Annotated in this window: 21 protein-coding genes; 15 read left to right on the plus strand and 6 right to left on the minus strand. The window is 67.8% G+C overall.

The genetic code is table 11. From position 1 onward, the window contains the following. Positions 1-2 precede the first annotated feature (2 nt). The 5 genes from ACIBGM_RS00505 to ACIBGM_RS00525 all read left to right on the plus strand — a co-directional run bounded on the left by ACIBGM_RS00505 (position 3) and on the right by ACIBGM_RS00525 (position 11,897). The gene (locus ACIBGM_RS00505) at positions 3-488 is read left to right on the plus strand and encodes a hypothetical protein (protein WP_360530164.1); all 486 of its coding nucleotides are present in this window, start codon (positions 3-5) and stop codon (positions 486-488) included. Beyond that, positions 485-1,447, plus strand: a complete 963-nt coding sequence (locus ACIBGM_RS00510) for an RNA polymerase subunit sigma-70 (protein WP_396384005.1) — start codon at positions 485-487, stop codon at positions 1,445-1,447. Before ACIBGM_RS00505 ends, ACIBGM_RS00510 begins: the two co-directional genes overlap by 4 nt. 338 nt (positions 1,448-1,785) lie before the next feature. Continuing rightward, on the plus strand, positions 1,786-2,064 hold the full coding sequence (locus tag ACIBGM_RS00515) for a hypothetical protein (protein ID WP_360530169.1): 279 nt from the start codon (positions 1,786-1,788) through the stop codon (positions 2,062-2,064). A 335-nt stretch (positions 2,065-2,399) separates the two neighbouring features. Beyond that, a complete protein-coding gene (locus ACIBGM_RS00520) occupies positions 2,400-11,612 on the plus strand; it encodes a LamG-like jellyroll fold domain-containing protein (protein WP_396384006.1) in 9,213 nt (3,070 codons plus the stop codon). Between the two features lie 30 nt (positions 11,613-11,642). Continuing rightward, entirely contained in the window at positions 11,643-11,897 is a 255-nt protein-coding gene (locus ACIBGM_RS00525) for a hypothetical protein (RefSeq protein ID WP_360530177.1), read from the plus strand. Between the two features lie 20 nt (positions 11,898-11,917). On the opposite strand, the gene ACIBGM_RS00530 is transcribed toward ACIBGM_RS00525, so the two are convergent. Further along, positions 11,918-13,573 (minus strand): bifunctional 3'-5' exonuclease/DNA polymerase, encoded by a 1,656-nt coding sequence (locus ACIBGM_RS00530; RefSeq protein WP_396384007.1) that lies wholly within the window; start codon positions 13,571-13,573, stop codon positions 11,918-11,920. A 115-nt stretch (positions 13,574-13,688) separates the two neighbouring features. Beyond that, entirely contained in the window at positions 13,689-14,192 is a 504-nt protein-coding gene (locus ACIBGM_RS00535) for a hypothetical protein (protein WP_360530184.1), read from the minus strand. A gap of 125 nt (positions 14,193-14,317) precedes the next feature. On the opposite strand from ACIBGM_RS00535, the gene ACIBGM_RS00540 reads away from it, so the two are divergent. The 10 genes from ACIBGM_RS00540 (at position 14,318) to ACIBGM_RS00585 (ending at position 24,379) form a co-directional block, all read left to right on the plus strand. Continuing rightward, entirely contained in the window at positions 14,318-15,673 is a 1,356-nt protein-coding gene (locus ACIBGM_RS00540; RefSeq protein WP_396384008.1) for a PLP-dependent aminotransferase family protein, read from the plus strand. 48 nt (positions 15,674-15,721) lie between these two features. Beyond that, positions 15,722-16,645, plus strand: coding sequence for a pyridoxal 5'-phosphate synthase lyase subunit PdxS (pdxS, locus tag ACIBGM_RS00545; RefSeq protein ID WP_396384009.1), 924 nt, complete (start codon positions 15,722-15,724; stop codon positions 16,643-16,645). Positions 16,646-16,662: 17 nt separating this feature from the next. After that, the gene (locus tag ACIBGM_RS00550; protein WP_396384010.1) at positions 16,663-17,208 is read left to right on the plus strand and encodes a DUF6891 domain-containing protein; all 546 of its coding nucleotides are present in this window, start codon (positions 16,663-16,665) and stop codon (positions 17,206-17,208) included. Continuing rightward, on the plus strand, positions 17,205-17,798 hold the full coding sequence (gene pdxT / locus ACIBGM_RS00555; RefSeq protein WP_396384011.1) for a pyridoxal 5'-phosphate synthase glutaminase subunit PdxT: 594 nt from the start codon (positions 17,205-17,207) through the stop codon (positions 17,796-17,798). Before ACIBGM_RS00550 ends, pdxT begins: the two co-directional genes overlap by 4 nt. 34 nt (positions 17,799-17,832) lie before the next feature. After that, positions 17,833-18,594, plus strand: coding sequence for a YebC/PmpR family DNA-binding transcriptional regulator (locus tag ACIBGM_RS00560; RefSeq protein WP_360530196.1), 762 nt, complete (start codon positions 17,833-17,835; stop codon positions 18,592-18,594). Between the two features lie 299 nt (positions 18,595-18,893). Next, on the plus strand, positions 18,894-19,610 hold the full coding sequence (locus ACIBGM_RS00565; RefSeq protein WP_396384012.1) for an alpha/beta fold hydrolase: 717 nt from the start codon (positions 18,894-18,896) through the stop codon (positions 19,608-19,610). 178 nt (positions 19,611-19,788) lie between these two features. Next, complete coding sequence (locus ACIBGM_RS00570; RefSeq protein WP_360530202.1) at positions 19,789-20,214, plus strand: glyoxalase superfamily protein; 426 nt, start codon at positions 19,789-19,791, stop codon at positions 20,212-20,214. Positions 20,215-20,278: 64 nt separating this feature from the next. Further along, entirely contained in the window at positions 20,279-21,427 is a 1,149-nt protein-coding gene (locus ACIBGM_RS00575) for a histidine kinase (protein WP_360530205.1), read from the plus strand. A 5-nt stretch (positions 21,428-21,432) separates the two neighbouring features. Continuing rightward, positions 21,433-22,095 carry a response regulator transcription factor gene (locus ACIBGM_RS00580; RefSeq protein WP_360530208.1) on the plus strand — a complete coding sequence of 221 codons (663 nt, stop codon included), beginning with the start codon at positions 21,433-21,435 and terminating at the stop codon, positions 22,093-22,095. 82 nt (positions 22,096-22,177) lie between these two features. Further along, positions 22,178-24,379 carry an MMPL family transporter gene (locus ACIBGM_RS00585; protein WP_396384013.1) on the plus strand — a complete coding sequence of 734 codons (2,202 nt, stop codon included), beginning with the start codon at positions 22,178-22,180 and terminating at the stop codon, positions 24,377-24,379. Between the two features lie 44 nt (positions 24,380-24,423). On the opposite strand, the gene ACIBGM_RS00590 is transcribed toward ACIBGM_RS00585, so the two are convergent. The 4 genes from ACIBGM_RS00590 to ACIBGM_RS00605 form a co-directional block, all read right to left on the minus strand. Continuing rightward, positions 24,424-24,924, minus strand: coding sequence for an AMP-binding protein (locus ACIBGM_RS00590; protein WP_396384014.1), 501 nt, complete (start codon positions 24,922-24,924; stop codon positions 24,424-24,426). A 99-nt stretch (positions 24,925-25,023) separates the two neighbouring features. Beyond that, positions 25,024-25,818, minus strand: a complete 795-nt coding sequence (locus tag ACIBGM_RS00595; protein ID WP_396384015.1) for a hypothetical protein — start codon at positions 25,816-25,818, stop codon at positions 25,024-25,026. Then, on the minus strand, positions 25,815-25,952 hold the full coding sequence (locus ACIBGM_RS00600) for a hypothetical protein (RefSeq protein ID WP_360530222.1): 138 nt from the start codon (positions 25,950-25,952) through the stop codon (positions 25,815-25,817). Before ACIBGM_RS00600 ends, ACIBGM_RS00595 begins: the two co-directional genes overlap by 4 nt. Before the next feature lie 102 nt (positions 25,953-26,054). Continuing rightward, positions 26,055-26,714, minus strand: coding sequence for a helix-turn-helix domain-containing protein (locus ACIBGM_RS00605; RefSeq protein ID WP_360530225.1), 660 nt, complete (start codon positions 26,712-26,714; stop codon positions 26,055-26,057). Between the last annotated feature and the right edge of the window lie 67 nt (positions 26,715-26,781).

Consider the following 26,781-nt stretch of genomic DNA (forward strand, 5'->3'; position numbering starts at 1 on the left):
CCGTGGAACTCTCCTGGGTGCTGGTGGTGGTCGCCGCGGTGTTGCTGCTGCTCGGCGCCTACGCGAGCTGGACCGCCGGGCGGCTGGATCGGCTGCACCATCGCGTCGAAAGCTCGCGGGCCGTCCTGGAGACCGAGTTGGCCCGCCGCGCAGCGTTGGTCGCCGAACTGGCCGGCGCCGGGATCCTCGACCCTGCTTCGTCACTGTTACTGCTGGACGCGGCTCACCGGGCTCGGACCGCCTCGCCCGACGACCGCGAGCAGCGGGAGTCCGCACTCACCCGCGCGATCAATGCCACCGGCACCGATGTCGAGCCGTGGGCGGGGGAGTTGAGCCTGGCGATGCGGCGGGTCCAGTTGGCGCGCCGGTTCCACAACGACATCGTGGTGTCGACGCGGGACCTCCGCCGGCGCCGGCTCGTCAGCTGGCTGCACCTGGCCGGCCACGCCCCCATGCCCTCGACCATCGAACTGGAGGACGGCAGTTGAACCTCGAGCAGTACCGGCCTGAGCTGCTGGTGCACTGCTACCGGCTCCTCGGTTCGTACGACGACGCCGAGGAGGTGGTCCAGGAGACCTTCCTCCGTGCCTGGAGGGCCCGGGAGAGTTTCGAAGGCCGCTCGTCCTTACGCACTTGGCTCTACCGCATCGCGACCAACCTCTGCATCGACGACGTACGGCGCCCGCAACGAGTCCTCCCGTACCAGCTGGAACCCGCCTCCTTCCCCGCCACCGCGCTACCCGCCCGCAACGACCTGCCGTGGCTCCAGCCCTTCCCCGACGTCGTCTTGGACCGTGCTGCCGAGCCGGACGCACTCGCCGTACGACGGGAGACCATCGAGCTCGCTTTCCTGGTCGCGATCCAGCACCTTCCACCGCGTCAACGGGCCGTCCTGATCTTCCGCGACGTCCTCGGCTGGTCCGCCCGCGAAACCGCCGACGCCGTCTCTTTGACCGTCGCTGCCGTCAACTCCGCGCTTCAACGCGCCCGGCCCGTTCTCCGCGACCACCTTCCGCCACACCGCTCCTCGTGGTCGGCTTCTTCGTCTACCGCGGTCGAGCAGCAGCTTCTCCGCAAGTACATGGCCGCCTGGGACGCGGCCGATCCTTCGGCCCTGGCCGCCCTGATGCACGAAGACATCCGCATCACCATGCCGCCGTACCCTTTCTGGTTCGAAGGCGCCGACGCCCTCAACTCCCTAGCCGCCAACCTCACCCCCACCGGCGCGGCCTACCGAGGCACCTGGCGCTTCCTCCCTACTACCCTCAACCTCCAACCGGCTCTGGCCGCCTATCTCCAGCCCCCAGGCGCCTCTCGATTTCGCCCCTTCGCTGTCGACGTCTTCCGGGTCGAGGGCGACCTGATCGCCGAGATCACCGCCTTCGAAATCACCGACTTCCGCCGCTTCGGCCTCCCAACCCGCCTGGAGAAGAAGGATGGACCCTGACGACACGCTGTGGATCGACGTGGAAAACGTCCCAGCTCGGCTTCGACGCCCTTGGCGCGGGCAGCTGGGCAGCCTTCAACGACCGGCTGTGGGACCTGCAGCACGAACCCCACGAGCCACCCGTCGCGATCGTCATCGAAGGCTTCGACCGCGTGCTCCACCGCAGCCTCCACACCTTCACGCGCTGCATCCACAACCTCGTCTCGATGACCGAATCCGTAGGCCTCGCCGACCCCCACAACGACCGCCAAGTCGAATACTTCTTCGTCGGCACGTGGAACGCCCCCGGTGAACACAACCCAACGGACGCACACCACCTTCCACCAAAGGAGCGCTGAGTGACCTACGAGGTCGAGTACCCGGTTGATCTCGACGACCTCGCGTACGAGATCGAGGCAAAGGGCTGGCTGCCGAACGTCGTCGTCCGCAGCGGCACACGCCAATGGACCCTGACGATCTACGACCCAACCCGCCTCGCCCAGGACATCACCTCCGAGCTGACCACTTCGCCGTACGCCGCCCTCCCCAACGTCCTCGTCGTCCCCCACGTGACCCGCACCGCCATCACTGCAGCCCTGAACAACCTGGCCACCTCCAACTTCACCGACCTCACCTGAAAGATCACCCGATGAACATCACGCCGTACGACCCCCAACGCGGCCAGCAATCCGCCTGGGACAACGGCTTCCCCAGGAGCTCGACTCGGCAGTCGACTTGATCCTCGAGCGGCGGGACGACTGAATCGGCTCCATTGCGAGCGTTACAGGTTTCCGGGGATTTGCAGGTTGTTGCAAGTTGGTGGCGGTGTGTAGTCGGCGGGTGTTAGGGTGCGGGTCCGCGCTGGTGGGGTCGGGGGACCCCAGGGTTCTGTTTCAGGTCATCCACGCCCAGGGGGATCTTTCGCATGCCCATGTCCAGGCTGTCTTCTCGTGCTCGTCGTCGCCGGTCTCTGGTGGCGAAGTTGGTGGCGATCGGTGTTGCGCTGGCTGTTCCGTTGGCTGGGTTCGGGCCTGCGGCGCCGGTGCAGTCGGCGGCGGCGTCCGAGCCGCCGGTGCCGCAGGCGGTGATGTCGGGGAAGGGTGAGAAGTCGGCTCCGGCGCAGCGGTTGGGTTCCGGGAAGGTGCCGGCGGTGGTCCCGCCGCGGTCGACTGCTGTGCGGCCTCCGTCGTTGCGACAGATGTTCCCGATCGAGGCGGCGAAGCCGGTGGATGCCGCGTCGGAGCAGCCGACGCCGCGATCGGTGGAGGCTTTGCCGTCGACGCGTCCGGTGACGGGCTTCGACGAGCAGTCGAGCCGGGAGGAGCCGGCGAAGCGCGATAGGTTCTCGCAGACGTTCGTGAACGCTGACAACACCGAGACGACGTTCATGTCGCCGGCGCCGTTGAACTTCCAGAAGCCGGACGGGTCGTGGGCGGAGATCAATGCGGATCTGCAGCCGCGTGACGGTGGTGGTTGGGAGACGATCTCGACGGAGATCTACTCCTGGATCGCGCCACAGGCGGATGCGGATCCGGTGGCGCGGATCGAGTTGGGTGACGGCCACGACATCGGGTGGAGTGTTTCCGGCGCGACGGGCGTGGCCAGCCAGATGTCGGGCAACAAGGTGTTGTTTCCCGGGTTCGCGGCGAATGCCGACCTGGAGCTGGAGGCACTGCCCGGCGGAATCAAGGAGACCGTCGTCCTCAACTCCGCCGCGGCGGGGCGGTCGTACGTCTTCCCGCTGAGTCTGTCGAACCTGACGGCGTCGCTGGTCGGCCGTGAGGTGGTCCTGAGCGACCAGAAGGGCGTCGAGCGGGCCCGGATTCCGGCCGGCACGATGGAGGACTCCAACACCGAGACCGGTCGGGTGACCTCGGATGCGGTGACGTACGAGCTGGTGACGGTGGATGGCCGTCAGGCGTTGAAGGTGACTGCGGACAGTGCCTGGCTCGACGACCCGGCGCGAGTGTTCCCGGTGCGGATCGACCCGACAGTGATTCCGACGGATCGGTTGACGCCGAACTATGCCGTCAGTGCGGGTGTGAACGGTGCGGTAAGCGGCGCGTCTGATCTGCAGATCGGCTGCCGTCCGTCGGGGTCGAATCTGAACTGTTCGTCGACGTCGGGCTGGAACGCGTTCACGTCTCTGATGTACTTCCCGAATCTGGTCGACGCGTTCCGGTACGACACGATCACTGCGGCGCAGTTGGAGGTGTACAACTACCAGGCAGACACCTGTTCGTCGCGCGGTGTGGATGTGTACGGCGTGATGGAGGGCTGGCAGAACAAGCCGTTGGCGGACGTGAAGTACCCGGGTCCGCAGGTGACGCCGTCGGTTGTCGCGGCGAAGAGCTTCTCGCGTGGCTACGTGTCGGGCTCGACGGGTACTACGGCGTGTGCGCCGAGGTACGACGCGATTCCTTTCAACGGGGCGGGTGTGTCGTGGCTGCAGAGCCTGGTGGACGGTAAGCGGTCGAACTTCGGGTTCGCGATGTCCGCGAACCAGCGGACGGACCGGTTGTCGTGGAAGAAGTTCGCTGGGATCAACACGGCGAACCCGCCGAGGCTGGCGGTGACGCACTCGCCGTACCACGCGTCGTACGCGTTCAGGAAGCAGAACCCGGCGGACTACGTCACTCAGGACAAGGCCGGCAAGTTCCCGATGACGATCACGAATCTCGGTGGGTTCACCTGGCAGCCGGGTGACGACTACATGAGCTACCGGGTGTTCAAGAACGGTCAGTTGGTGAACACCCCGGCGATGACGACACCGGTCACGACGTCTGTGCCGCACGGCGGCGAGATCAACCTGGATGTCGCGGTCGGGGCACTTCCCGGGACTGCTGCGGGGATCGATTACCAGATCGAATTCTCGATGGTGCATCGCGACACGACGATCCATCGCTGGTACACCGACTGGGGCGTCGAACCGGCGGCGCGGTTGATCACGGTGCAGAACGTGGCTCCGGTGGTGGACCCGTCGAAGGTGTGGCCGCTGAACGGTGCCCAGACGTACACGCTGACCCCGCAGGTGTGGGCGAGCGGGATCGACCCCGATGCACCGGAGAGCTCGCTCAAGTACGCGTTCCGGGTGTGCGAGGTGGTCGGGAGCGATCCTCATGTGGGCTGCTTCTTCAGTGGCACCTACACGTCGTCGAAGACGTGGGTGGTGCCGGCCGGGAAGCTGGCCTGGAACCGTGAGTACCAGTGGGAGATCTACGTCCAGGACAACGACGGTGAGCACACGATCGGGGCGCCGATCACGATGTTCACCGATGTTCCGCAGCCGGCGATCACCTCGCACATCGCGAACAACGACGGGAAGTCGCAGGACAAGCCGTACGACCCAGCGGTCGGCAACTTCACCACGTCCGCGCTGGACATCGTCGTGCCTGTCGCCGGCCCGGAGCTGAACGTGTCGCGCACGTACAACAGCCTCGACCCGCGGCGCGACGGATTGTTCGGTGCGGGGTGGTCGAGCCGCTACGACATGCGGCTGGTTATCGAGAACGACGGCAGCGCGCTGGTCACCTATCCGGACGGCCGGCAGGTGCGGTTCGGGAAGAACGCCGACGGCACGTTCGCCTCGCCGCGCGGTTCCAAGGCGGTGCTGACTGCGGCTTCGGGGACCGGGCCGTGGACGTTGCAGATCGTGCCGGGGACGAAGTACGAGTTCGCCCTAGGGGCCGGCAAGCTGAGCAAGATCCACAGCACACTGGGCAAGCCGCTCGCGCTGACCTACCGGGCGGACGGCACGCTCGAGTCGGCGGCGAGCCAGGATGGCGCGGGTCGCAAACTGACGTTTACCTGGACGGCCGACAACAAGCATGTCGCGTCGGTCAGCACCCAGCCGGTGAACGGCAGCCCGCTGACCTGGACGTACGAATACACCGGTGACGTGTTGACCAAGTCGTGCAACGCCGAGCAGAAGTGCACGACGTACGCCGTGGCGCAGGGCTCGCACTACCGCAGTGCCGTGCTGGACAGCCGACCGGACGGCTACTTCCGCTTGTCCGACGACGGCAGCGACAACTCGGCGACCAACGAAATCGACATCACGCTGAACGACGGGTTCGGAACCTACACCGGGGTCACGTTCGACCAGGACAGCCCACTGGCCGGAGCGGGTGACGCGGACAAGTCGGTCAAGTTCACCGGCACGTCGCGCGTCGGGCTGCCGAACGGTCTCGCGACCCGCAGCCGCGACGAAGCAGTCGAGCTCTGGTTCAAGACCAGCGGCACCACGGGCCAGCCGCTGCTCGGCTACCAGAAGGCCGCCTTCGGCTCCACGACGACCGGTGGGATGCCGGTGCTGTACGTCGGCAGCGATGGCAAGCTGCGTGGTCAGTTCTGGCATGGGTCGGTCGAACCAATGACGTCGGCGGCGACTGTCAACGACAACCAGTGGCATCACGTCGTACTCACTTCGATGGGGACGCGGCAGTCGCTGTACCTGGACGGTGTCGCGATCGGCACGATCACGCAGAGCGTGGTCGACCACGCCCAGTTCCCGGTGAACCAGATCGGTGCTGCGGTCGCGGCCGCGCCCAGTGCGTGGCCGTCGTACGGCACTGAGACGGCGAAGTACTTCAACGGGCAGATCGATGAGGTCGCGCTATACTCGCATCCGCTCACCACCAAAGACGTAGCCACCCACTGGCAGCAGGGCCGCAACCCGGCCGATCAGCTGACTTCGATCACGTCGGCCGGCGGCCGCGCCACTGCCGAGGTCGAGTACGACCCGGCCAAGGACCGGGTCCGGCGGTACGTGGATGACAACGGCGGTGACTGGACGATCGGCGACCCCCAGGTGATCGGCAACGCCGGCACGGACCAGCGCCGCCTCGTCAAGGTCACTGGTCCCGACAGCATCTCGTACATGTACGAGTACGACGCGGTTGCCGGTTGGCTGCTGCGGACCGGACGGCCGGAGGGTACCGACACCCACAAGCCGTGGACGGCCGACACCTCGCCGCAGTGGCCGGAGAGCGGCTACAGCATTCGCAGCTACACCTATGACAAGACCGGCAAGCTGACCGACGTCACCGGCGAGATGGGCGGCAAGGTCACCATGACCTACGACGCCCGCGGCAACGTCTCGTCGACGAAGACCTGTCGTGTCGCCGGTGCCGGTACGGCGCCGCCGACGGACTGCAAGACCGAGTACACGGCGTATCACGCCAACGAGGCGTGGCCGGCGCTGGATCCCCGTTGGGACAAGCTGCTGGCGTTCCGCGACGGCCGGTCGTCGAGCGCGACCGACGACACCTACAAACGCAACCAGAACCTGACCGTCAATGGTGACGTCGCCAGCGAGTTCACCCCCGATGGCGGGCTCAAGACCTATTCGTACACCGACGGCGTCCAGACCGGTCCGGACGGCAAGCCGATGCCGCCAGGGCTGCTGAAGACCTCGACGGTCAAGCTGAACGCGACGACCACGGCGCAGACGCGGTACCTGTACGACGAGCACGGCCAACTGGTGCAACTGACGGCGCCGTCGGGCCTGGTGACCAAGTACACGTACGACGAGATCGGGCGGAAGAAGACCGAGACGCAGATCTCCGACACGTACCCAGGCGGCGTCACCACGACCTACGACTACGACAAGATGTCGCGGATCACCGCCGTCACCGGCCCGGTGACAACCGACGCAGTCACCGGCGAGCAGCACCAGCAGAAGGCCGAGCTCGAGTACGACGCCGACGGCAACGTGATCAAGACGACCGCGCGGGACCTGAAGACGACGGACGAGCCACGGGTCGCGACGACGGAGTACGACGACCGCAACCGGCCGGTCCGCACGGTCGATGCCGACGGCAAGCTGACCCAGCAGGGGTACGACGCGGCCGGCAACCGGACCTGGTCCGAGGACGCGAACGGGAACCGGTTCGAGTACAAGTACTCGGATCTCAACATGTTGACCGAGGTCTGGGACATGAACCTCCCTGTGGACCCGGACAACCCGCCGTCCGGCGAGCCACGAGAAGGGGTCGACTACGCCATACGGTCCAAGACCACCTACGACGAGGCCGGGCGCAAGGCTGCCGAGGTGGACGCGATGGGTCGCGTCGTCACCTACGAGTACAACCTCGACGACAGCCTGAAGAAGCAGATCCTCCAGGACTTCCACGACCCGGACGGCTCCACGCGCGACTACGTGCTGGAGGAGAACACCTACGACGGGGCCGGGAGCCGGATCAGGGCTGTCACCGACAACGGCATCTCCGTCACGGACTACACCTTCGACAAGGTGGGTCGGGTTGCGACCGAGACCGCGGATCCGGACGGTATGAAGCGCCGGATGACGTACACCCACGACTTGGCCGGGAACATCACGCGCGAGGAGAGCTCGGGGGCGGGCTCGAGCGCCGGGCAGGCGGTTCCGAGCACGGTAACCGATGTCACCAGCTATCTGTACGACGTGGCCGGTCGGCGGATCTCGCAGACCGTCGAGAACACAGGTGGTGCGTTGCTGACAACCTCCTGGACCTTCGACCAACGCGGCCTGGAGACGTCGATGACCACGCCGCGCGGGAACGTGGCCGGCGCGGTCAAGGCCGACTTCACGACGACCTTCACCAACGACGAGCTCGGGCGGAAGGTGAAGACGGTCGCTCCCAAGGTGCAGGCCGAGTCCAGCCGCGACGCTCCGGCCGATGTGCAGCCGACCGTGCTGACGGGATATGGCGCGTTCGGTCAGGCGACGTCATCGAAGGATGCCCTGGGCAACATCGTCAAGTCGACGTTCGACAAGCTCGGCCGGGCGGTCGAGGTGACGGCGCCGTCGTACACACCGCCGGGAGGCGCGGCGATCACGCCGAAGTCGACCTTCGAGTACGACGCGGTCGGCAACCTGCTCGCGCAGATCGACGAGCGTGGGAACACGAGCCGCTTCACCTACGACCACTTGAACCGGCAGGTCCAGGTCGACGTACCTGGCAAGACCAACGACGAGCGTGCGGTCACCAAGCTCACCTACACCCCGAACGGTCAGATCGCGTCGACGACGGACCCGCTGGGTGCGGTGAAGAAGTTCACCTACGACGACCTCGACCGGATGGTCACCTCCACCGAGGTGGAGCGGAAGCCGACTGCGGGGAACTTCGTGACCCGAATGACGTACGACGACATGGACAACCTCGTGAAGGTGCAGTCGCCTTCTGGGGCTGGCTCGATCACCATTCACGACATCCTGGGTCAGCCGCTCTCAGTCAGCGACCCGAACGGCGTGCTGACCAAGTTCGCCTACGACTACGCCGGCCGGCAGGTGCAGACCACCGACAACATGGGCCGTACCAGCGTCGCGACCTATGACCGAGCAGGGCAGTTGGTCGCGTCCAAGCTGCTGAACTCGTCCGGCGTGGCGCTCGGCACGACCGTGCTCGGCTACGACGCCGACGGAAACCTCACGTCGTCCACACCCGCATCGGGCAACCGGGCGACGACGTACACCTATGACGCGCTCGGCCGGATGAAGTCGCAGGTCGACCCGGTGAACGCAACCGAGTCCATCACCATCGGGTACGGGTACGACGCGGCCGGGAACCGGACCCGCTACACCGACGGCCGCGGCAACTCGACCGTCTACACGGTCAACACGCTCGGGCTGCCGGAGAAGGTGATCGAACCCTCGACCACCGCCCACCCAGCTGTGGCCGACCGGACCTGGACCGCGTCCTACGACGCAGCCGGAAACCCGGTGTCGCTGCTGTCACCTGGTGGGGTCCAGCGGACCCGCACCTTCGATGCGGCCGGGCGCCTCGCGAAGGAAGAGGGCACCGGCGCGGAAGGCTCGACTGCGACCCGTGACCTGACCTATGACCTCGTCGGACGCGTGGCGACAACCAGTTCTCTGGACGGCGTCAACACCTACACCTACAACGACCGCGGCATGCTGCTGCGCGCTGACGGCCCCTCCGGTACGTCGACGCACGGCTACGACGCCGACGGACTGCTGACCCAGCGGATCGACGCCGCCGGGACCGCCGACTTCACCTACATCCAGGGCCGCGCGGCCACCGTCACCGATCCTGTAACTCGGGCACTGCAAACCCTGGGATACAACCCTGATGGACAACTGACAACGATCGACTACGGCTCTGGTCGGGTGCGGACGCTCGGCTATGACGCCTACGGGCGGTTGAACTCCGACGTGCTGAAGGCGGGATCGACGTCGGTGTCGTCGATCACCTACGGGTACGACGCCGACAACAACATCACCTCGAAGAACACCACCGGCGTAGCCGGCGCCGGCAACAACACCTACGCCTACGACCAACTCGGCCGCCTCACGTCCTGGACGAAGGGATCAACCACCACCGAATACGGGTGGGACGCCGCCTCCAACCGGATCAAGGCCGGCACGAAGCTTGCGTCGTACGACGAACGCAACCGGCTCCTGAACGACGGCACCTCGACCTACACCTACTCGCCGCGCGGCGCGTTGCTGTCCAAGGTCACCGGGACGACGACGGAGGCGTTCACCTTCGACGCGTTCGACCGGATGATCCGCACCGCCGACCGCGACTTCACCTACGATGCCCTCGACCGTCCCGTCCAGGCAGGCACGGCGCGGATGCGGTACGACGGCTTCAGCGACGAGGTCGTCTCCGACGGCACCCAGTTCTTGGGCCGCTCGGCGACCGACGGGCTCCTGTCGGTCGGCTACGAGACGACCAAGCGCCTGGTCCTGTCCGACCGCCACGGCGACGTCATCGCCGGCTTCGACCCCGCCGACACCGCCCTCGCGGCAGGCCTGCCCGACACCCGCACCTACGACCCCTTCGGCAACTCCACCAACGCCACCGGCCTCAAGTACCGAGTCGGCTACCAAGGCGACTGGACCGACCCCCGCTCCGGCGACGTCAACCAAGGCGCCCGCTGGTACAACCCCACCTCCGGCACCTTCAACTCCCGAGACAGCATCAGCCACACCCCCGGCACAGCCTCCTCCGTCCTCAACCTCTACGCCTACGGCGCCGGCAACCCCATCACCCGCTTCGACCCCGACGGCCACCGATCCGTCGACCCGGAGACCGGCGGCACGCTCAAGAAGCGCTGCTACTGGAAGGAGATGGACGGACTGGTATGGGTCTGTGAAGTCACCGGCGAGGTCTCGGGTGGCGACTGCAAGGCTCTTGGAACCTGCCAACCTGACGACGGGTGCAAGAAGAACTGCGGCACCGGCACCGGCACCGGCACCGGTGACGGTGGTGGCGGGTGCAAGAAGAAAGGCGGCTGCGGCGGTGATGGCGGCAGCGGCGATGGCGGCGATGGCGGTGGTGGCTGCAAGACCACCAAGTGCGGCAAGCCGAAGCCTCCGGTGGTCTGCGATCCGGAATGCCAACTCAAGAAAAAGACCATCGAGGAACGCGAGGAGATCGAGCGCGACGCCAAGACCGTCCCCCAGCCCCCACCAGGCGACCCGGTCTGCACCAACGGCAACCCATCCCTGTGCCCCGTCGAACCCATCCAGCCAGCCACCGTCGTAGGCGCCCAAGACGACCTAACCGACGAAACCAGCAACTGGTCCGACCAACAACACCAAAACGCCCTCAACCAAACCGGCTCCGTCGTAGCCAGCATCGGCACCACCAGCAGTTACAGCTGGCTCAGCTCCTTTCAACTGCCAGACCTCATTCCCCCCTGCCGATGCGGTGGAGGCCCGGGTGGCGGATTCGGCCGCGGCGGCGCCGGCGGCGCCGGGGCAGCCGCCGGTGCCGGAGGAATCTCGATCTCACCGCCGGTCGCTGCAATCCTCGGCGGGTTCCTGGGCCTCGCCTGGGCGCTGTCGAAGGACCAAACAGGCGACAACACATCCTCCTCCAGCGGTAGCGGCACGGGGGCGGGCGCGGCTGCGCAACCGCCGGAGGACGGTGAGAAGGATGCGAGATCGAGGGCGAACTACGACTCGAACGGTGACCCAGTCGATGGTGCGACGATCTCAACAGATGACGCACTCGGGGCTGCAGAGCGGTGGCTGGGCCCTGGCTACACTGAGCCTATTAAGGGCAGCGGCCGTTTCGTGTCAAAGGATGGCACACGCGTTGCCCGTCTCGGCGATAGCGACATCCTTGGCAGGCATGGCGGTGGTCCGCACATAAACCTCGAAAGATTAGGGCCGAATCCAGCCAAGCCAGGCAGGATGAAAGTCGTAGAGAATCGCCACGTCTATCTCAAGTGAATGCATGGTGACGGTCGGATGAAGATAGTTATGAATGTCCCGGAGTTTGATCCGCAGCGAGGGCTGCGCTTCGAATGGGAGGATGGCTTCGAGATCGGGGTCGAGGTGGTCGACGCCGAGGTTCGGCTGGTGGCCAATCGGGCCGGGCTGGTCTCGCTCGCTCGCCATCTGCTGACGTTGGCTCAGGATGGTGTGCCGAGTGGGCGCCATATGCACCTCGTTGCGGATCAAGAGCTCGAATCGTCAGTGGACTTAATTATCGAGCGCCGAGACGGCTGGTCGTAGTGCGACGCATTCTGGTGGTCTCACTTCGCATCGGCGTAGGTTTTGACGGTGGCGGTGGTGAAGGCGAAGTGGGTGGGGGTGGGGCCGAAGGTTAGGGTGCCGGCGAGGTTGCTGGCGGATTGGATGGCTTCGGCTACGGCGGGGGCCTCTTCGGTGGGGGTGTGGACTATTACCTCGTCGTGTTGGAAGAAGACGAGTTCGGCTTTCATGGTGGCGAGGGACTGGCGGAGGGCGGCCAGGAGCAGGAGGGCCCAGTCGGCGGCGGAGCCTTGGACTACGAAGTTTCGGGTGAAGCGGCCGCGGGCTCTCGCGTGGCGGGCGTCAGTGGGTTGGTCGTCGACGCCGGGGCCTTCGAGGAGGGCTGCGTCCAGGGGTGTGCCGGCGGGTGGGCAGGTGCGGCCGAGCCAGGTGCGGACCAGGCGGCCTTCTTCGCCGGCGCGGGCGGCGTCGTCGACGTACGCGACGGCCTGCGGGAATCGCTTGCGGAGCATGGCGAGGTTCTTCAGCCCGTCGCCGGACGTCTGGCCGTAGATGGCGCCGAGTACGGCGAGTTTCGCCTTCGCGCGGTCACCGGAGAACGCGGCGTCCGACACGGATTTGTAGAGGTCGCCCGGAGAGCTCGCGACCTCCATCAGGGCCGGGTCGCGGGAGATCGCGGCGAGGATGCGCGGCTCGAGTTGGGAGGCGTCGGCGACGACTAGGCGCCAGCCGGGGTCGGCGACCACCGCGCGGCGGATGACCTTCGGGATCTGCAGACCGCCGCCGCCGTTCGTGACCCAGCGACCGGACACCGTCCCACCCGGAAGGAACCCGGGCCGGAACCGCCCGTCGTGCACCCAGTCCTGCAGCCAGGTCCAGCCGTTGGCGGTATAGATCCGGTAGAGCTTCTTGTACTCGATCAGCGGCGCGACCGCCGGATGGTCGATCGTCTCCAGCTCCCACCGCCGCGTCGACTTCAACTGATACCCGGCTGACTTGAAAGCCTTCAGTACGTCGGCCGGCAAGTCGGGCCGCACTCGCCGGCCAAAGGCAGCCGACACCTCGTCCGCGAGCTCGGTCAACCGCCGCGGCTCCCCGGTCCCGCCGAACCGTTCGCCGAGCAGCTCGGTCAGCAAGGCGCGATGCGCGTCGGCGCTCCACGGCAACCCGGCGCGGTCCATCTCGGCCGCGACCAGCATGCCGGACGATTCCGATGCCGTGAGCAACCGCATGCGGTCCGGGTGCTCGGCATCCCCATGTCGTCGCAGCTGGTCGGCGTACACCTGCAGCAATGCCTCGAAGGGGACGGCCTCTTCAGCGATCTCGAACAGCGACGACTGCTCACCCGGTACGACGGGACGCAACGGCGGATCGGGTGGGACAGGGCGGCCGGTCAACCGTGCCCAGGCCGCGGCGGCTGAGCGCGGCTCGCCCAGCCGGCCCTCGTGGCCGAGGAGAAGGCCTTCGCTGTTCTCGATGTCGTAGCAGCGTTCCACTCGTACGCCGGCCGAGAGCAGGCGTGGATAGATGTCTGAGGTGGCCCGCCACACCCATCGCGTCACTTGCGGACGGGAGGCGACGGCCGCCACGAGGTCGGGCTCGTGGTGGACGGGGTCGACGGGGTGGCCGTCGGGGCGCAGGGCGACGAGGACTGCCCCGCCACCCTCCTCCGGCGCAATCGCCCACCGCTCGTCCACCCGCAAATCATCACACTCACCGCCGACAGTTCTGCCCACCGCACCTTGAGAAGCCACCAACCACAATGTGGTCCCGGAGGTGGTCGGTGGCTTCTCAAGGTGGACTACGCGGGGGTCAGAGCCGGCGGCACTGGTCTTCCTTGTTGCCGCCGACGATGTTGCCGGAGCCGGTTGGGGCAGGGACGTTGGACTTGCACTGCAGGTTGCCGTTGATGCGGTTGGTGTTGATGTACTGCGCGCCGCGGTTGGTGAACGACTGGACGTCGCCCTTCACGGAGTTGGACCGCAGTGACGCCGTCCCGCCCTGCTTGAGCTGCACGCTGCCGCCGATGGTGCTGGAGCTCAGGCCCACGTGAGCGTGCCCCTCGGCCTGGACGTTGCCGACGATGCGGGCCAGCGACGTGGCCAGCCGGGCGTTCCGCTCGACCTTGACGGTGCCCTTGACCGTGGTCCGGAGCAGCGTGCAACTGGCGCCCGCCGGCACCCGCAGGTTGTCCACGGTGATCGCGCCCAGCGTGCCGCGGCAGACACGTTCCTCGGCGTGGGCGGCGGGGGCGGCGAGCAGGCCGCCGGCCAGTGCGAGCGTGCCCGCGCCGGCCACGATGATGGAGCGTTTCATGGTGTCCTCCGGTGTCTGGCCGGCCCGTCCGGCCGGCTCCAGACCACTGTCTTCAGCCCGGATGAGAGCCGGGTGAAGAACAGGTGAGAGTCGGCTCATCAGGCCAGTTGTGTGACACTGGACTTATGTGGCGGGAGAGCGATCTCGACCCGGTGGACGGGACCAAGACCGAGCAGGTCGAGGCCCTGGTACTGCGACGGATCGAGCGGGGCGACCTGTCGATCGGCTCACGGCTGCCGTCGGAGCGTGTTCTGGCGGACCGGCTGGGGCTCAGCCGCGTGACCGTCGTACGCGCGTTGGATCAGCTGCGCCAGGACGGCGTACTGGAGACAAAGCGTGGTTCCGGGACGGTAGTGCGGCCGCTGGACCGCCTGCTGGACCCGATCGCGCCGGCGTCGACCGTGACTGCGGGGGACCAGCCCGTGCTGGACCTGCGCTTCGCCACGACTGCCGCACCACACGACGTGGCGGAAGTGGCCGCCCAGATCGTCGAGGACGGCCTGCCCCACGCCATGGGTGGCGATGGCCCGCCTCCGGGGGGCTCGCTTGAGCTGCGTACTGCGCTTGCCGCTCGACTCACCCATGAGGGCGTACCGACCGAGCCTGATCAGCTCACGTTGACCGTCGGAGCCGCAGCCGGACTCAACGCCGCTCTGGCCGGCCTGGACCTCGGACCAGGCGTAGCGATCACCGAGACACCGACGTACCCGGCCGCCTTCGATCTGCTTCGCAAACACCGCTTGGACGTCGCCGGCTGGCCTGCAGGCGTGTGGGACACCGACCAGCTCACCCACCTCTGCAGACGGCACCGCCCCAAGGTCATCTACCTGCAGGCCGACAACCACAACCCGACCGGGCTCAGCCTGCCGCCAGACCGTCGTACGGCGGTCGTCGAGATCGCCCGGCGTTATGGCGCCGCCCTGATCAGCGACGAGACGATGAGGCCACTGTGGTTGGCCAGTGGCGAGCAGGCCGAGCCGCTGAGCCGCTACTCGCGCACTGTGAGTGTGGGGTCGCTGTCGAAGACCGTGTGGGGCGGACTGCGCGTCGGCTGGGTCCGCACCGGCAAGCAGCTCCGCAGGCGCATTAACACCGCCGCACAGCTCAGCGTGGCGTCGCCCAGCGCTCTGGACGACCTGCTGGCCCAGGCGATCGTCAGCCGCCTCGACCGTGTGATCAGCCGGCGCCGCACCCGCCTTAGGGCGAATCTCCAAGCCCTGGAGAGTGGTTTGAGGACACTCGACGGTGTGGCGTGGCCCACGCCGACCGGTGGCATGACGCTGTGGCTGGAGCTGACCGAGACCAGAGCGCGGCGAGTGCTCGACAAGGCCCGCGAACAGGGCTTGCTGCTGGGCGCAGGCGACCTGTTCACGCCGGACGGGACTGACCGGCGGCACATCCGGATCCCGTTCACCGCGCCGCCCGCCACGCTGCGGCTCGTGGTGGCCCGGCTCGGTCAGGCGCTGGCTCAGTCCACTTGATCCGAGGTGGACTGAGGATAGGTGCCGCGCGGCCCCTAACCTGGAGACGTGCCCCAGGACCAGGAGGAAGCAGTGACGGAGAACCAGACCCCCCAGACCGGTACCGCGAAGGTCAAGCGCGGGATGGCGGAGATGCTCAAGGGCGGTGTGATCATGGACGTGGTCACCGCCGAGCAGGCCAAGATCGCCGAGGACGCCGGCGCGGTCGCGGTGATGGCGCTGGAGCGGGTCCCGGCCGACATCCGCGCGCAGGGCGGCGTCTCCCGGATGAGCGACCCGGACATGATCGACGGCATCATCAACGCCGTCTCCATCCCGGTGATGGCCAAGGCCCGGATCGGTCACTTCGTCGAGGCCCAGGTGCTGCAGAGCCTCGGGGTCGACTACATCGACGAGTCCGAGGTGCTGACCCCGGCCGACTACGCCAACCACATCGACAAGTGGGCCTTCACGGTTCCGTTCGTGTGCGGCGCGACCAACCTGGGCGAGGCGCTGCGCCGGATCACCGAGGGCGCGGCGATGATCCGCTCCAAGGGCGAGGCCGGTACCGGCGACGTGTCCAACGCGACCACCCACATGCGCCAGATCCGCCAGGAGCTCCGCCGGCTGCAGAACCTGCCGGAGGACGAGCTGTACGTCGCGGCCAAGGAGCTGCAGGCGCCGTACGAGCTGGTCAAGGAGGTCGCGCAGGCCGGCAAGCTCCCGGTCGTGCTGTTCACCGCCGGCGGTATCGCCACCCCGGCCGACGCCGCGATGATGATGCAGCTCGGCGCCGAGGGCGTGTTCGTCGGCTCCGGCATCTTCAAGTCCGGCAACCCGGCCCAGCGCGCCGAGGCGATCGTGAAGGCGACCACCTTCCACGACGACCCGGACGTGATCGCCAAGGTCTCCCGCGGCCTGGGTGAGGCGATGGTCGGCATCAACGTCGACGAGATCCCGCAGCCGCACCGCCTGGCCGAGCGCGGCTGGTGACGAACAGCCTGCAGTCCGTGGACGAGCGGACAGCCCGCGAGCTTCGCGGGCTGGCCCGCGTCCTGGTGCGGTCCGGGTACGCCGACCACGCGGCGATCACGGCCGCGCTGACGGAGGCCGTGCAGGAGGACGCACCGTCGATGGACGCGGCGGCGCTCGTGCCGCTGCTTATCGGTGAAGCGGTGATCGACCTCAACGCCGAGGCGGCAGGCTGGCCTGCGACGACTGATCCCGACCGGCTGGACGCCGTACTGGCCGAGCTCGAGTCCCGAGGGTTGGTGGTGGTCCGCTACACGTCGGACCACCACGCGGCCAGGCAGGCGCTGGAGGCGGCCACGGATCCGAAGGGTCTGGTGTTCTTCACCGACACCGACGTCTGGCACGCGGTGGACTTCGGGATGCTGGAGCTGAAGGTCTGGCATCCCGACACCGCCAACGTCGCGCCGGGCGAACCGCTCCTGGAGGACGTGCTGGCCCTGCTGAACCAGTACGGCCTGCCCGCAGTTTTCGACGAAGGCCGCATCGAGGTGACCCTCGACTGGCAACGAAGGGTGACGCTTTGACCGTGATTGGCGTGTTCGCACTGCAGGGCAACGTGCGTGAGCACGTGGCCATGCTGAACCAGGTCGGCGCCGAGGCGGTGCCGGTACGGCGGCCCGCCGAGCTCGAGCGGGTCGACGCGATGGTGCTGCCGGGTGGCGAGTCGACCACGATGGACAAGCTGGCCCGGGCGTTCGAGCTGTTCGAGCCGCTGCAGAAGCGGATCGCGGACGGGATGCCGGTGTTCGGCACCTGCGCCGGGATGATCATGCTGGCGAACGAGATCACCGGCGGGATCGAGGGCCAGGAGACGCTCGGCGGGCTGGACGTGACGGTCCGGCGGAACGCGTTCGGGCGGCAGGTGGACTCGTTCGAGGCGGACCTCGAGTTCGCGGCGTTCGACACGCCGTACCACGCGGTGTTCATCCGGGCACCGTGGGTGGAGCGGGTCGGACGGGACGTGGAGGTACTCTCGACCGTGAGGTCGGGCCCGGCCGCGGGTAGGATCGTCGCGGTTCGTCACGATCGGCTGCTGGCCACGTCGTTCCATCCGGAGATGACCGGGGACGCCAGGCTGCACGGCTACTTCGCCGAGCTGGTCCGCAGCCTCTGAGTCAGTTGCAGGAGCACGAAGGGTTGGGTTCGCCATGTCAGGCCACTCCAAGTGGGCCACCACGAAGCACAAGAAGGCCGTCATCGACGCGAAGCGCGGCAAGCTCTTCGCGAAGCTGATCAAGAACATCGAGGTGGCCGCCCGGATGGGCGGTGGCGACCCTGGCGGGAACCCGACCCTGTACGACGCCATCCAGAAGGCGAAGAAGTCGTCGGTCCCGAACGACAACATCGACCGCGCGGTCAAGCGCGGCTCCGGCGCCGAGGCCGGTGGCGCGGAGTACCAGACGATCATGTACGAGGGCTACGGCCCGAACGGCGTCGCGATGCTGGTCGAGTGCCTGACCGACAACCGCAACCGCGCGGCCGCGGACGTCCGGACGGCGATGTCCCGAAACGGCGGCTCGCTGGCCGACCCGAACTCGGTCGCCTACCTGTTCAACCGCAAGGGCGTCATCGTGCTCGCCAAGGACCAGGACGGGAAGTCGCTGTCCGAGGACGACGTGATGGAGGCCGTGCTGGAGGCCGGCGCCGAGGAGGTGAACGACCTCGGCGAGTCCTGGGAGGTCGTCACCGAGGCCACCGACGTGGTCGGGGCCCGGACCGCGCTGCAGGACGCCGGCATCGACTACGAGTCGGCCGAGGTGCAGTTCGTCCCGTCGATGACGGTCGAGCTCGACGCCGACGGCGCCGGCAAGATCTTCCGCCTGATCGACGCGCTCGAGGACAGCGACGACGTCCAGAACGTCTACGCGAACTTCGACGTCTCCGACGAGATCATGGCGTCAGTGAGCTGAAGTTCGCGTTTGACGCGCTGTATTTGATTCCCGTCTCCGACGGGGGCTCGACGTCTCCGACGAGATCATGGCGTCAGTGAGCTGAAGTTCGCGTTTGACGCGCTGTACTTGATTTCCCGTCTCCGACGGGGGCTCGACGTCTCGGACGAGATCATGGAAGCCGCCAACGCCTGAGGTGAAGGCTGGGGTGTTCCCCAGCCCTTCCTTCTTGCTTGAAGTGTGTCAAAATCTTGACGAGCGTCAGAGCTGATGGCACGATTCCAGCAATCCGTCGTACGGCCCGTCGTAAGGAGTGCGCCATGGCTGGAACGTTCGTCCTCATCACCGGTGCCTGGCATGGCGGGTGGGCCTGGCGGCCGGTCGCCGAGCAGCTGCGGGCCGCGGGTCAACGGGTGCTCACGCCGACCTTGCCCGGACTGGCCGACGGCGACGACCCCACGTCGTACACGCTGGGCGATGTCGTCGACGCGGTCGTCGAGCTGGTCGAGGGGGAGGACCTGCGCGACGTCACGCTGGTCGGGCACAGCTGGGGCGGATACGTGATCGCCGGTGCGGCCCCGCGGCTCGCGTCGCGGCTGCGCAACCTCGTGTTCTGGAGCGCGTTCGTGCCGGCCGAGGGCAGGAGCCTGTACGACGAGGTGCCGCCGAACTACCAGGCTTTGTTCGACGGACAAGCCGCTGCCTCCGGCAACAACTCGGTCGCGATGCCGTTCGAGGTGTGGCAGGCCGCCTTCATGCCGGATGCCCCCGAGGACGTCCAGCGCATGGTCCACGGCCTGCTGCTGCCGCAGCCAATGCAGTACTTCACCGAACCGGTAGCCCCGCTGGAGCTCGACGTTCTAGGCGTGCCTGTGGCCTTTCTCCTCGGCGAGAACGACATCGCGCTGCCGCCCGGCGAGTTCGGCTGGCACCGATTCGCTGAGCGTCTCGGTGTCGCCCCGATGCCGGCACCGGGCAGCCACGAGGCCTGTTTCACGCGTCCGGCCGAACTCGCCGAGGCCTTCCTCAAGGCCTGACCGATGAGAGGCCTGGAAGGCCTTGCTCAGTCACTGCTCCACCTGGGGTCGAACCGAAGCTCGGGCCCGTGGGCTGATGTGGAACTGTTCGGGCGGTGGCAGCGTCTGCGGCATGGCGAGAGCAATCGAGGTCCGGGTCGTCGTGGCCCGAGGTAGTGATTGCTGAAAGGGGTTCGCGATGATCACTGGAGTCGCCAAGGTCGTCGTGCCGGTCGATGATCAGGAGCGGGCAAAGCAGTTTTGGAGCGGCGCAATCGGATTCGACGTCGTCAGGGACGAGTTCTACGGTGACGAACGCTGGATTGAGGTCGAGGCGCCCGATCACTCGGTCGTCCTCGTGCTGAGCCGCCGTCCCAGTGACGAGCCGAGGCGTCGGGTGTCCGACGCGCTCCCGCACTCGAATGTGTTCCTGACGTGCGAGGACATCGAGCAGACCTACGCCGAACTGACTGGGCGAGGCGTGCGCTTCCCTGCACCGCCCGCGGAGATGCACTTCGGCTTGTGGTCGATGTTCGAGGACTGGGAGGGGACGCGGTTCGCGCTCGGACAGTGGGGATCGCGGCCGGCGAAAGGCGCGACGACCGCGCCCGCCGATCCGCCATGATGGGGCGGCGGGCTCCGGTGCGCGGATGATGTAGATGTCCAGAGTCGCGCAGTACAGTCTGCTTGTGGTGCAAGGTTCGGCTCGAGGGTGGTTCGAAGCCGAGGGCCTTCGGCGCGTTGTGCCGTTCTTCTCTCTGGCGTTCGGCCTCGTTGCGGCGATCACGCAGCCGTCGTCGGCCGGCGACATCGTCCTGGCGGCGGTGCCGATCGCCGCTTTCGGCCTGTGGGCCTTCGCCCCCAACGTGCCACTCGCCGCCGTTTCCGTCGGCCTGGTCATCCCGGTGGTCGTGGTACAGCGCTCCGGGCAGCTCGAGCCGGTCATGTTCAATGTCGTTCTGCTCGCTTTCGCAGCCGCGCGTTGGTCTCGGCCACTCGCGGCGGCGTTGCTCGGTGTGCTCGCGGCGGCCACACCGGTGCTGGTGGCCCTGGTCCAGGATCCGATGGAGGTCGCCGTCGGTATCTGGATGGTCGCCACGGTCTTCATCTGGATCGTCGGCCGCGCGGTCGCGCGCCAGGATCGACTCGTGGTCGAGCTCGAGAGCACCCGCCGTCAGCTCGCCGAGCAGGCGCTGCTGACTGAACGCCGTCGGATCGCTCGTGACGTCCACGACTTCGTGGGGCATGGGTTGGCCGCCGTGATGCTTCAGGTAACGAGCGCCCGGCACGTACTGCACCGCGACCTGGCGTCCGCCGAGGAAGCGCTGCGATCGGCCGAGGAGGTCGGCCGCCTGAGCATGGAGGAACTGCGGCGTACGGTGACGCTGCTCCGTCACGACGACGAGGCGGGAGTCGCACCGCCACTCCCGTCCACCAGAGAGATTCCCGCGCTCGTCGACCAGGCCCGGGCCGGAGGTCTGGCTGTCGAACTGCGAATGCGCGGAGACTTCACCCGGATCTCACCGGGGACGGGCGTCGCGCTCTACCGGATCGCTCAGGAGGCGCTGGCGAATGCTGCCCGGCACGCGCCGCGCGCGCACACCGTCCTCGGGCTCGAGCTGTCAGCTGAGGACGTTCGGCTCGTGGCCGAGACCTCGGGACCCGTCGCCACCGCACTGGCGACTGATCCCGAGCGGCCTCATTACGGCTTGATCGGCATGGGAGAACGGGCGAGTGCGCTCGGCGGCGACCTCGTGGCCGGCCCGACGCCCGACGGTTGGCAGCTGAACTGCCGGCTTCCGCTGACGGTCGACAACCAGCTACCACCAGGACCGTGAACGCCATGATCCGCGTTGCTCTCGTCGACGACCAGGCGATCGTGCGTGGTGGCTTGGCACGGATCCTCTCGCCCGCGGACGGTTTCGAGGTCGTGGCCGAGTGCGCCGACGGCAGGCAGGCGGTGGAGCAGTTGCCCGCCGTACGGCCGGACGTCGTCCTGATGGACATCCGCATGCCGGCTCTCGACGGCATCGCCGCGACGAAACGTTTGTGCGCCACCGAGAACCCCCTCGTGGTCCTCGTGCTGACGACCTTCGGTGAGGACGAAGTGCTGTGGGGCGCGATCGAGGCCGGCGCGGCTGGGTTCGTGCTCAAGTCCTCGTCCGCCGAGGATCTGATCGCGGCGGTTCGTGCGGTCGCCGGCGGCGGAGCCTGGTTCGATCCGGCGGTCGCGCCGCGGCTGCTCGAGCGGTACCGGCGGGTGGTCGCCCCGGCGGCACGGGATGCGGCGCGGCTCGACCTGCTCACCAACCGCGAGCACGACGTCCTGCGGTTGATGGCGCGCGGTGCCACGAATGCCGAGATCGCCGCGGCCCTGCACATCGCCGAGGCGACGGTGAAGACGCGTGTGGGCAGCATCTTCACCAAGCTTCGGGTGCGGGACCGAGCTGCCGCGATCGTGTTCGCCTACGACCACGGTGTCGTCACCCCGGGCCGTACGCCGTAGGACGGCCTCCACCCCTGGTCGTGGCGCGGTTCGGGCCCGCAGGGCGATGCCTGAACCACCCAGGCGTGATTAGCGTCGGCGTGTGACCGAAAAGCTCGCGCTGGTGTGTAGCCGTCGACCGTGGCTCGTCGTCGGAGTATGGCTCGTCCTCATCATCAGCGCCTTCACGCTGGTGGCGACGCTCCTCGCGTTCGAGGGCGAGGCCGAGATCACGAGGACGACCGAGTCCAAGCAGGCCGATCGGGTCCTCGCCGAAGGCTTTCCCCAAGAGGTGAGGAGCGGCGACGCTGTCAGCGAGGTCGTCGTCGTGAGGGCCGAGGCCGGCAAGATCGCATCGGCTGCGTCGCGTTCGCGAGTCGTCGCGCTCGCGGATGAGCTGCGCGCGGCCGGGGCGGTCCGCGTCGTCACGTACGACGAGAACCAGCGCCTCGTGTCTCAGGACGGGGACTCGACGGTGCTCCAGGTCGCGCTCGGCCGCGACGGGGAGGACAAGGTCGAGGACATGGTCGACGCGGTTCAGCGCCTCGATGACGAGCCTGGCTACGCAGCGGCGGTGACCGGCGGCTGGATCGCGGACGCCGACGAGGACGCCGCGTCGCTGGAGGATCTGAAGAAGGGCGAGCTCTTCTTCGGCGTTCCACTCGCGCTCGTCATCCTCCTGCTCGTCTTCGGCGCGGTCGTCGCGGGCCTCGTTCCGGTCATGGTCGCGCTCGCATCGATCGTGGTCTCCCTCGCGCTCGTCGCACTCCTCGCGCAGGCATACGACCTGTCCGTCTTCACCCAGAACATGCTGATCGGCATGGGCCTCGCCCTCGGAATCGACTACTCGCTCTTCACCCTCTCCCGCTATCGGGAGGAGCGGCTGCGCGGGCAGGAGAAGCTCGAGGCCATCGCCACCGCCGGCGCCACCGCCGGCCGGGCCGTCCTCTTCAGCGGCATCGCCTTCGCGCTCGCGATGCTCGGGCTCCTGCTGGTGCCCAGCACGATCTTCCGCAGCCTTGCCGCCGGCGCGATCCTGGTCGGGATCGTCTCCGTGATCGCCGCGCTGACGCTACTCCCCGCGGTCCTCGCGCTGCTCGGCGACCGGGTGAATGCGCTTCGCATCCCCTTCTTCGGCCGCGCAGCCGAGCAGGCAGGCCGTGAGGGCCGCTTCTGGGGCGCCATCGTCCACCGGGTCATGCGCCGCCCCGCCATCAGCCTGGTGCTGAGCGCCGGCCTGTTGCTCGCGCTGGCGGCCCCGGTGCTCGCGCTCGACACAGGTACGTCGGGGGCGGCGACCCTGCCTGACCGCTTCGAGTCGAAGCAGGGCTACCTCCTCCTCCGCGAGGAGTTTCCGAAGGAGTCGACCGAGCCGGTCGACATCGCGATCGCCGGAGACGTCCGCGGTCCCGCCGTCCAAGGCGCTGTGACTCGGCTCGAGCAGGAGATCGCGCGCCGCCCGATCTTCGGGGAACCTGTCGTCGAAGCGAACCAGGCGGGCACGGTCGCCCGCGTCACGGTTGCGATCGCGGCCAATCCGGACAGCGAGGGAGCGATCGAGGCGGTCCGTGGGCTGCGCGACGAGGTCGTCCCCAGCGCGTTCGCCGGTGTTGACGCCGAGGTGTACGTCGGCGGCGATACCGCCGAGGAACTCGACTACCAGGACACCGTCAACTTCTGGCTCCCACTCGTGCTGCTGTTCGTGCTCGGACTCAGCTTCCTCCTGCTCACGCTGGCGTTCCGCTCGATCGTCGTTCCCGCGACCGCGATCGCCATGAACCTGCTGTCGGTCGGAGCGGCGTACGGACTGCTCGTGCTCGTCTTCCAGGAAGGCATCGGCAACGAGCTCCTCGGGCTGAGTCAGGCCGAGACGATCGACGCCTGGGTCCCGCTCTTCTTGTTTGCCGTCCTCTTCGGTCTCTCGATGGACTACCAGGTCTTTCTGCTCAGCCGCATCCGTGAGCGCTACACCGAGACCGGCGACACCGACGCCGCCATCTCCTTCGGCATCGGCTCGACGGCCCACCTGATCACCGGCGCCGCACTCATCATCATCGCCGTCTTCTGGGGCTTCGCGATGGGCGACACCATCGCCTTCCAGCAAATGGGCTTCGGCATCGCTGTCGCACTCCTGATCGACGCGACGATCGTCCGCTCCGTCCTCGTCCCGGCAACGATGAAGCTGCTCGGCGAGCGCAACTGGTACCTGCCCTCCTGGCTCACCTGGCTCCCCGACGTACGCGTCGAGGGCCCCAACCCGCCAACGAAGGCCACGGTCGCGCCGACGCCTGGCAGATACCACTGACGGCATGATTGCCGTGTCCCGGCCGGCAACGCTCGTCGACCTCCTCAAGGCACGAGTGATGAGCTGATGCGCGCGATGATTTCGGGGTGGTTGTCGAGGAGGTAGTAGTGGTCTCCGGGCAGGACACCGGTTTGCACGGGTGCGCTGGTGTGCCGGCTCCAGCCTGGTGAGTCCGCGGCTGGTACGTGCGGGTCCTGCCCGCCTACCAGGGCGGTGATCTCGGCGGTTGAGGCGCACGGCGGATTGCTGTCGTCGGCCGGCAGCGTCCGCCCGTCGAGGGCAAGCGCCTCGACAGCGTCGAGCCGTTCGGCGAGCTGCTCCGGCCGGTCGCTGAGCACCACCGTGCATCCGGCATCCTTGACGACGTGGCCGAAACGTTCGTCCGGCCAGTCGCCGTCAAGCGGTACGAATGTCGCCCCGCACTTCAGGCTGCCCAGCAGGGCCACCAGCGTCTCGGGCGAACGCGGCACGCACACCCCGACGCTCGCTCCCGGCCCGGCGACCTCGGCACGCAGGACGCCGCCAACGAGGACTCCAGCAGCCATGTCTTGCCGATGCCCGGCTCGCCAGACACGACCGGAGGATGACCACCATCCCCGCGCAGGCACCGCCACCCAGCTTGCGCGGGGATCTCCTCGATGTGCTCAGGCCACGACTTTGAAGCCGTGGCGGAGGCCGAGTTTGGTCAGCGACTCCTTGCCGGGGATGCCGTCGGCGTCGGCGCCGGTGAAGCCGAGCTTGCGCTGCCACTGCGCATAGGCCTTGATGGTCACCGTGCCGAACGATCCGTCCTTGGCGAACGCCGGGGACAGCAGTCCCTCGGCCACCAGCGCCGCCTCGACGATCCGTACCGCGGCCGGATGCGAGGTCGCGCCTTGCGGACCCGGCGCGTCCTTGCGGGCAGCGCTCGCGACCGCGGCCGCCGACACCGTCGGCAGTCCCGCACTACCGGCGCCGCCACGCGCTGAAACGGTCTTGTAGTTCGGCCGGCCGAAGCCGCGGATCATCGTCGCGCCGCCGGCCCAGCGCCGGCTGTGCCGGAACACCCCGATGCCGGTCCTGCTGCCGTCCAGGTTGGTGTTGCCCTCGATCGTCTTCACGAAGTCGCCCTCGACCCGCTCGACGAAGAAGACGTGCGCGATCCGGCCCAGATCCCGGTCGAACAGGAAACCGACGTCGCCGGCTCGCGGACTGTTGAACAACCGGCCCGCGTTCTTGAAGCCGCTCTGCATGGTCGGGGTGAACGCGCTGTTCGTGCCCGGCACCAGCGGCACCTTGTTGACCTTCCACCCCGCGACCAGGAACGTCGCGCACCAGGCCTGCCCGTTCGCGTGCCCGGCCTTGGCGGCGTACGGGTTCTTGTTCGACCCGAGCGGCTGCTCCATCGTCCGCACCTGCGCTGCCGCCCAGGTGAGCAGGTCCCGCACGGTGCCGCTCATGACTCCGACTCCAGCGTCGCCCCGTCCACCAGGTCCTCGTCGTACTGCGGGAGCCGGGTCTGCTCGACCTGGTCCTGCGCTCCGTCCTCCGGCAGCGGGTAGTTCCCCGTCTCGACCGGCGTCTCGTCGTCCATCCTGCTCTCCCCCCTCGGTTCCAAGCCCGGCCCAGGCGGACCGGCCCCTCACCGACACCATCCGCAGCGGCCTTCAGACAGACTTAAAGCGTCCTTAAGGAGCTACCTGGCGAAGTCGGCGAACGGGCTGGTGCGGAACCAGGTCCGGAACTGCCGGGTCAGCCCGGGCGGCCCGATCAGTTCGACCCGGCCGGTCCGGATCGCGGCGCGGTAGCTCAGCCGCTTGAGATGCAGATCGACGAGAGCCGCCGAATCACTCCGGCACACCAGATCCTCGTCGTACCCACTGGGCCGCGTGCAGAGCTCGGGCTGCGGCCGGCGCAGGATCATCCAGTGGGTGTCCGCGGGCCGGTCGCGCAGGTCGAACCGCACCGTTGTCGTACCTGCTGGGATCCGGTCCAGGTCGACCAGCTTCATGGTGGCCCAGAGCACGTACGCCGGGTCCAAGTGGTGCGGCTCGATCTCCAGCCAGTGGGCGCCCCACTGACCCATCGCGTCGAGCACCGCCCGGAGGGCCTGGCCCATCTCGGTCAGCTCGTACGTCACCCCGCGCCCTTCGACCGTACGACGAAGTACGCCGTGCCGCTCCAGCAGGTCGAGGCGCTGGGTCAGCAAGGCGGTGGAGATACCGGGCGCGCCCTGCCGGATCTCGTTGAACGTCCGGCAGCCGTTGAGCAGATTGCGCACGATGATCGGCGTCCAGCGCTCGGCCAGCAGTTCGGAACTCCTGGCGATCGGGCAGAACTGGCCGTATGCACGCACCCCTTCAGCGTCGTCCTCGCCAGGGCCGATGGCAACTTCAGAATCTGATATTGCGAGTGCGCCCCGA

The organism is Kribbella sp. NPDC050470, from assembly GCF_044458365.1.
Taxonomy (GTDB): domain Bacteria; phylum Actinomycetota; class Actinomycetes; order Propionibacteriales; family Kribbellaceae; genus Kribbella.

What these genes read in the sequence shown, in the direction of transcription:
- ACIBGM_RS00590 (WP_396384014.1), bottom strand. Translation starts at nt 24,924, where the DNA reads ATGGCTGCTGGAGTCCTCGTTGGCGGCGTCCTGCGTGCCGAGGTCGCC.
- ACIBGM_RS00525 (WP_360530177.1), top strand. Translation starts at nt 11,643, where the DNA reads ATGAATGTCCCGGAGTTTGATCCGCAGCGAGGGCTGCGCTTCGAATGG.
- ACIBGM_RS00535 (WP_360530184.1), bottom strand. Translation starts at nt 14,192, where the DNA reads ATGAAACGCTCCATCATCGTGGCCGGCGCGGGCACGCTCGCACTGGCC.
- ACIBGM_RS00580 (WP_360530208.1), top strand. Translation starts at nt 21,433, where the DNA reads ATGATCCGCGTTGCTCTCGTCGACGACCAGGCGATCGTGCGTGGTGGC.
- ACIBGM_RS00540 (WP_396384008.1), top strand. Translation starts at nt 14,318, where the DNA reads ATGTGGCGGGAGAGCGATCTCGACCCGGTGGACGGGACCAAGACCGAG.
- ACIBGM_RS00560 (WP_360530196.1), top strand. Translation starts at nt 17,833, where the DNA reads ATGTCAGGCCACTCCAAGTGGGCCACCACGAAGCACAAGAAGGCCGTC.
- ACIBGM_RS00565 (WP_396384012.1), top strand. Translation starts at nt 18,894, where the DNA reads ATGGCTGGAACGTTCGTCCTCATCACCGGTGCCTGGCATGGCGGGTGG.
- ACIBGM_RS00595 (WP_396384015.1), bottom strand. Translation starts at nt 25,818, where the DNA reads ATGAGCGGCACCGTGCGGGACCTGCTCACCTGGGCGGCAGCGCAGGTG.
- ACIBGM_RS00570 (WP_360530202.1), top strand. Translation starts at nt 19,789, where the DNA reads ATGATCACTGGAGTCGCCAAGGTCGTCGTGCCGGTCGATGATCAGGAG.
- ACIBGM_RS00600 (WP_360530222.1), bottom strand. Translation starts at nt 25,952, where the DNA reads ATGGACGACGAGACGCCGGTCGAGACGGGGAACTACCCGCTGCCGGAG.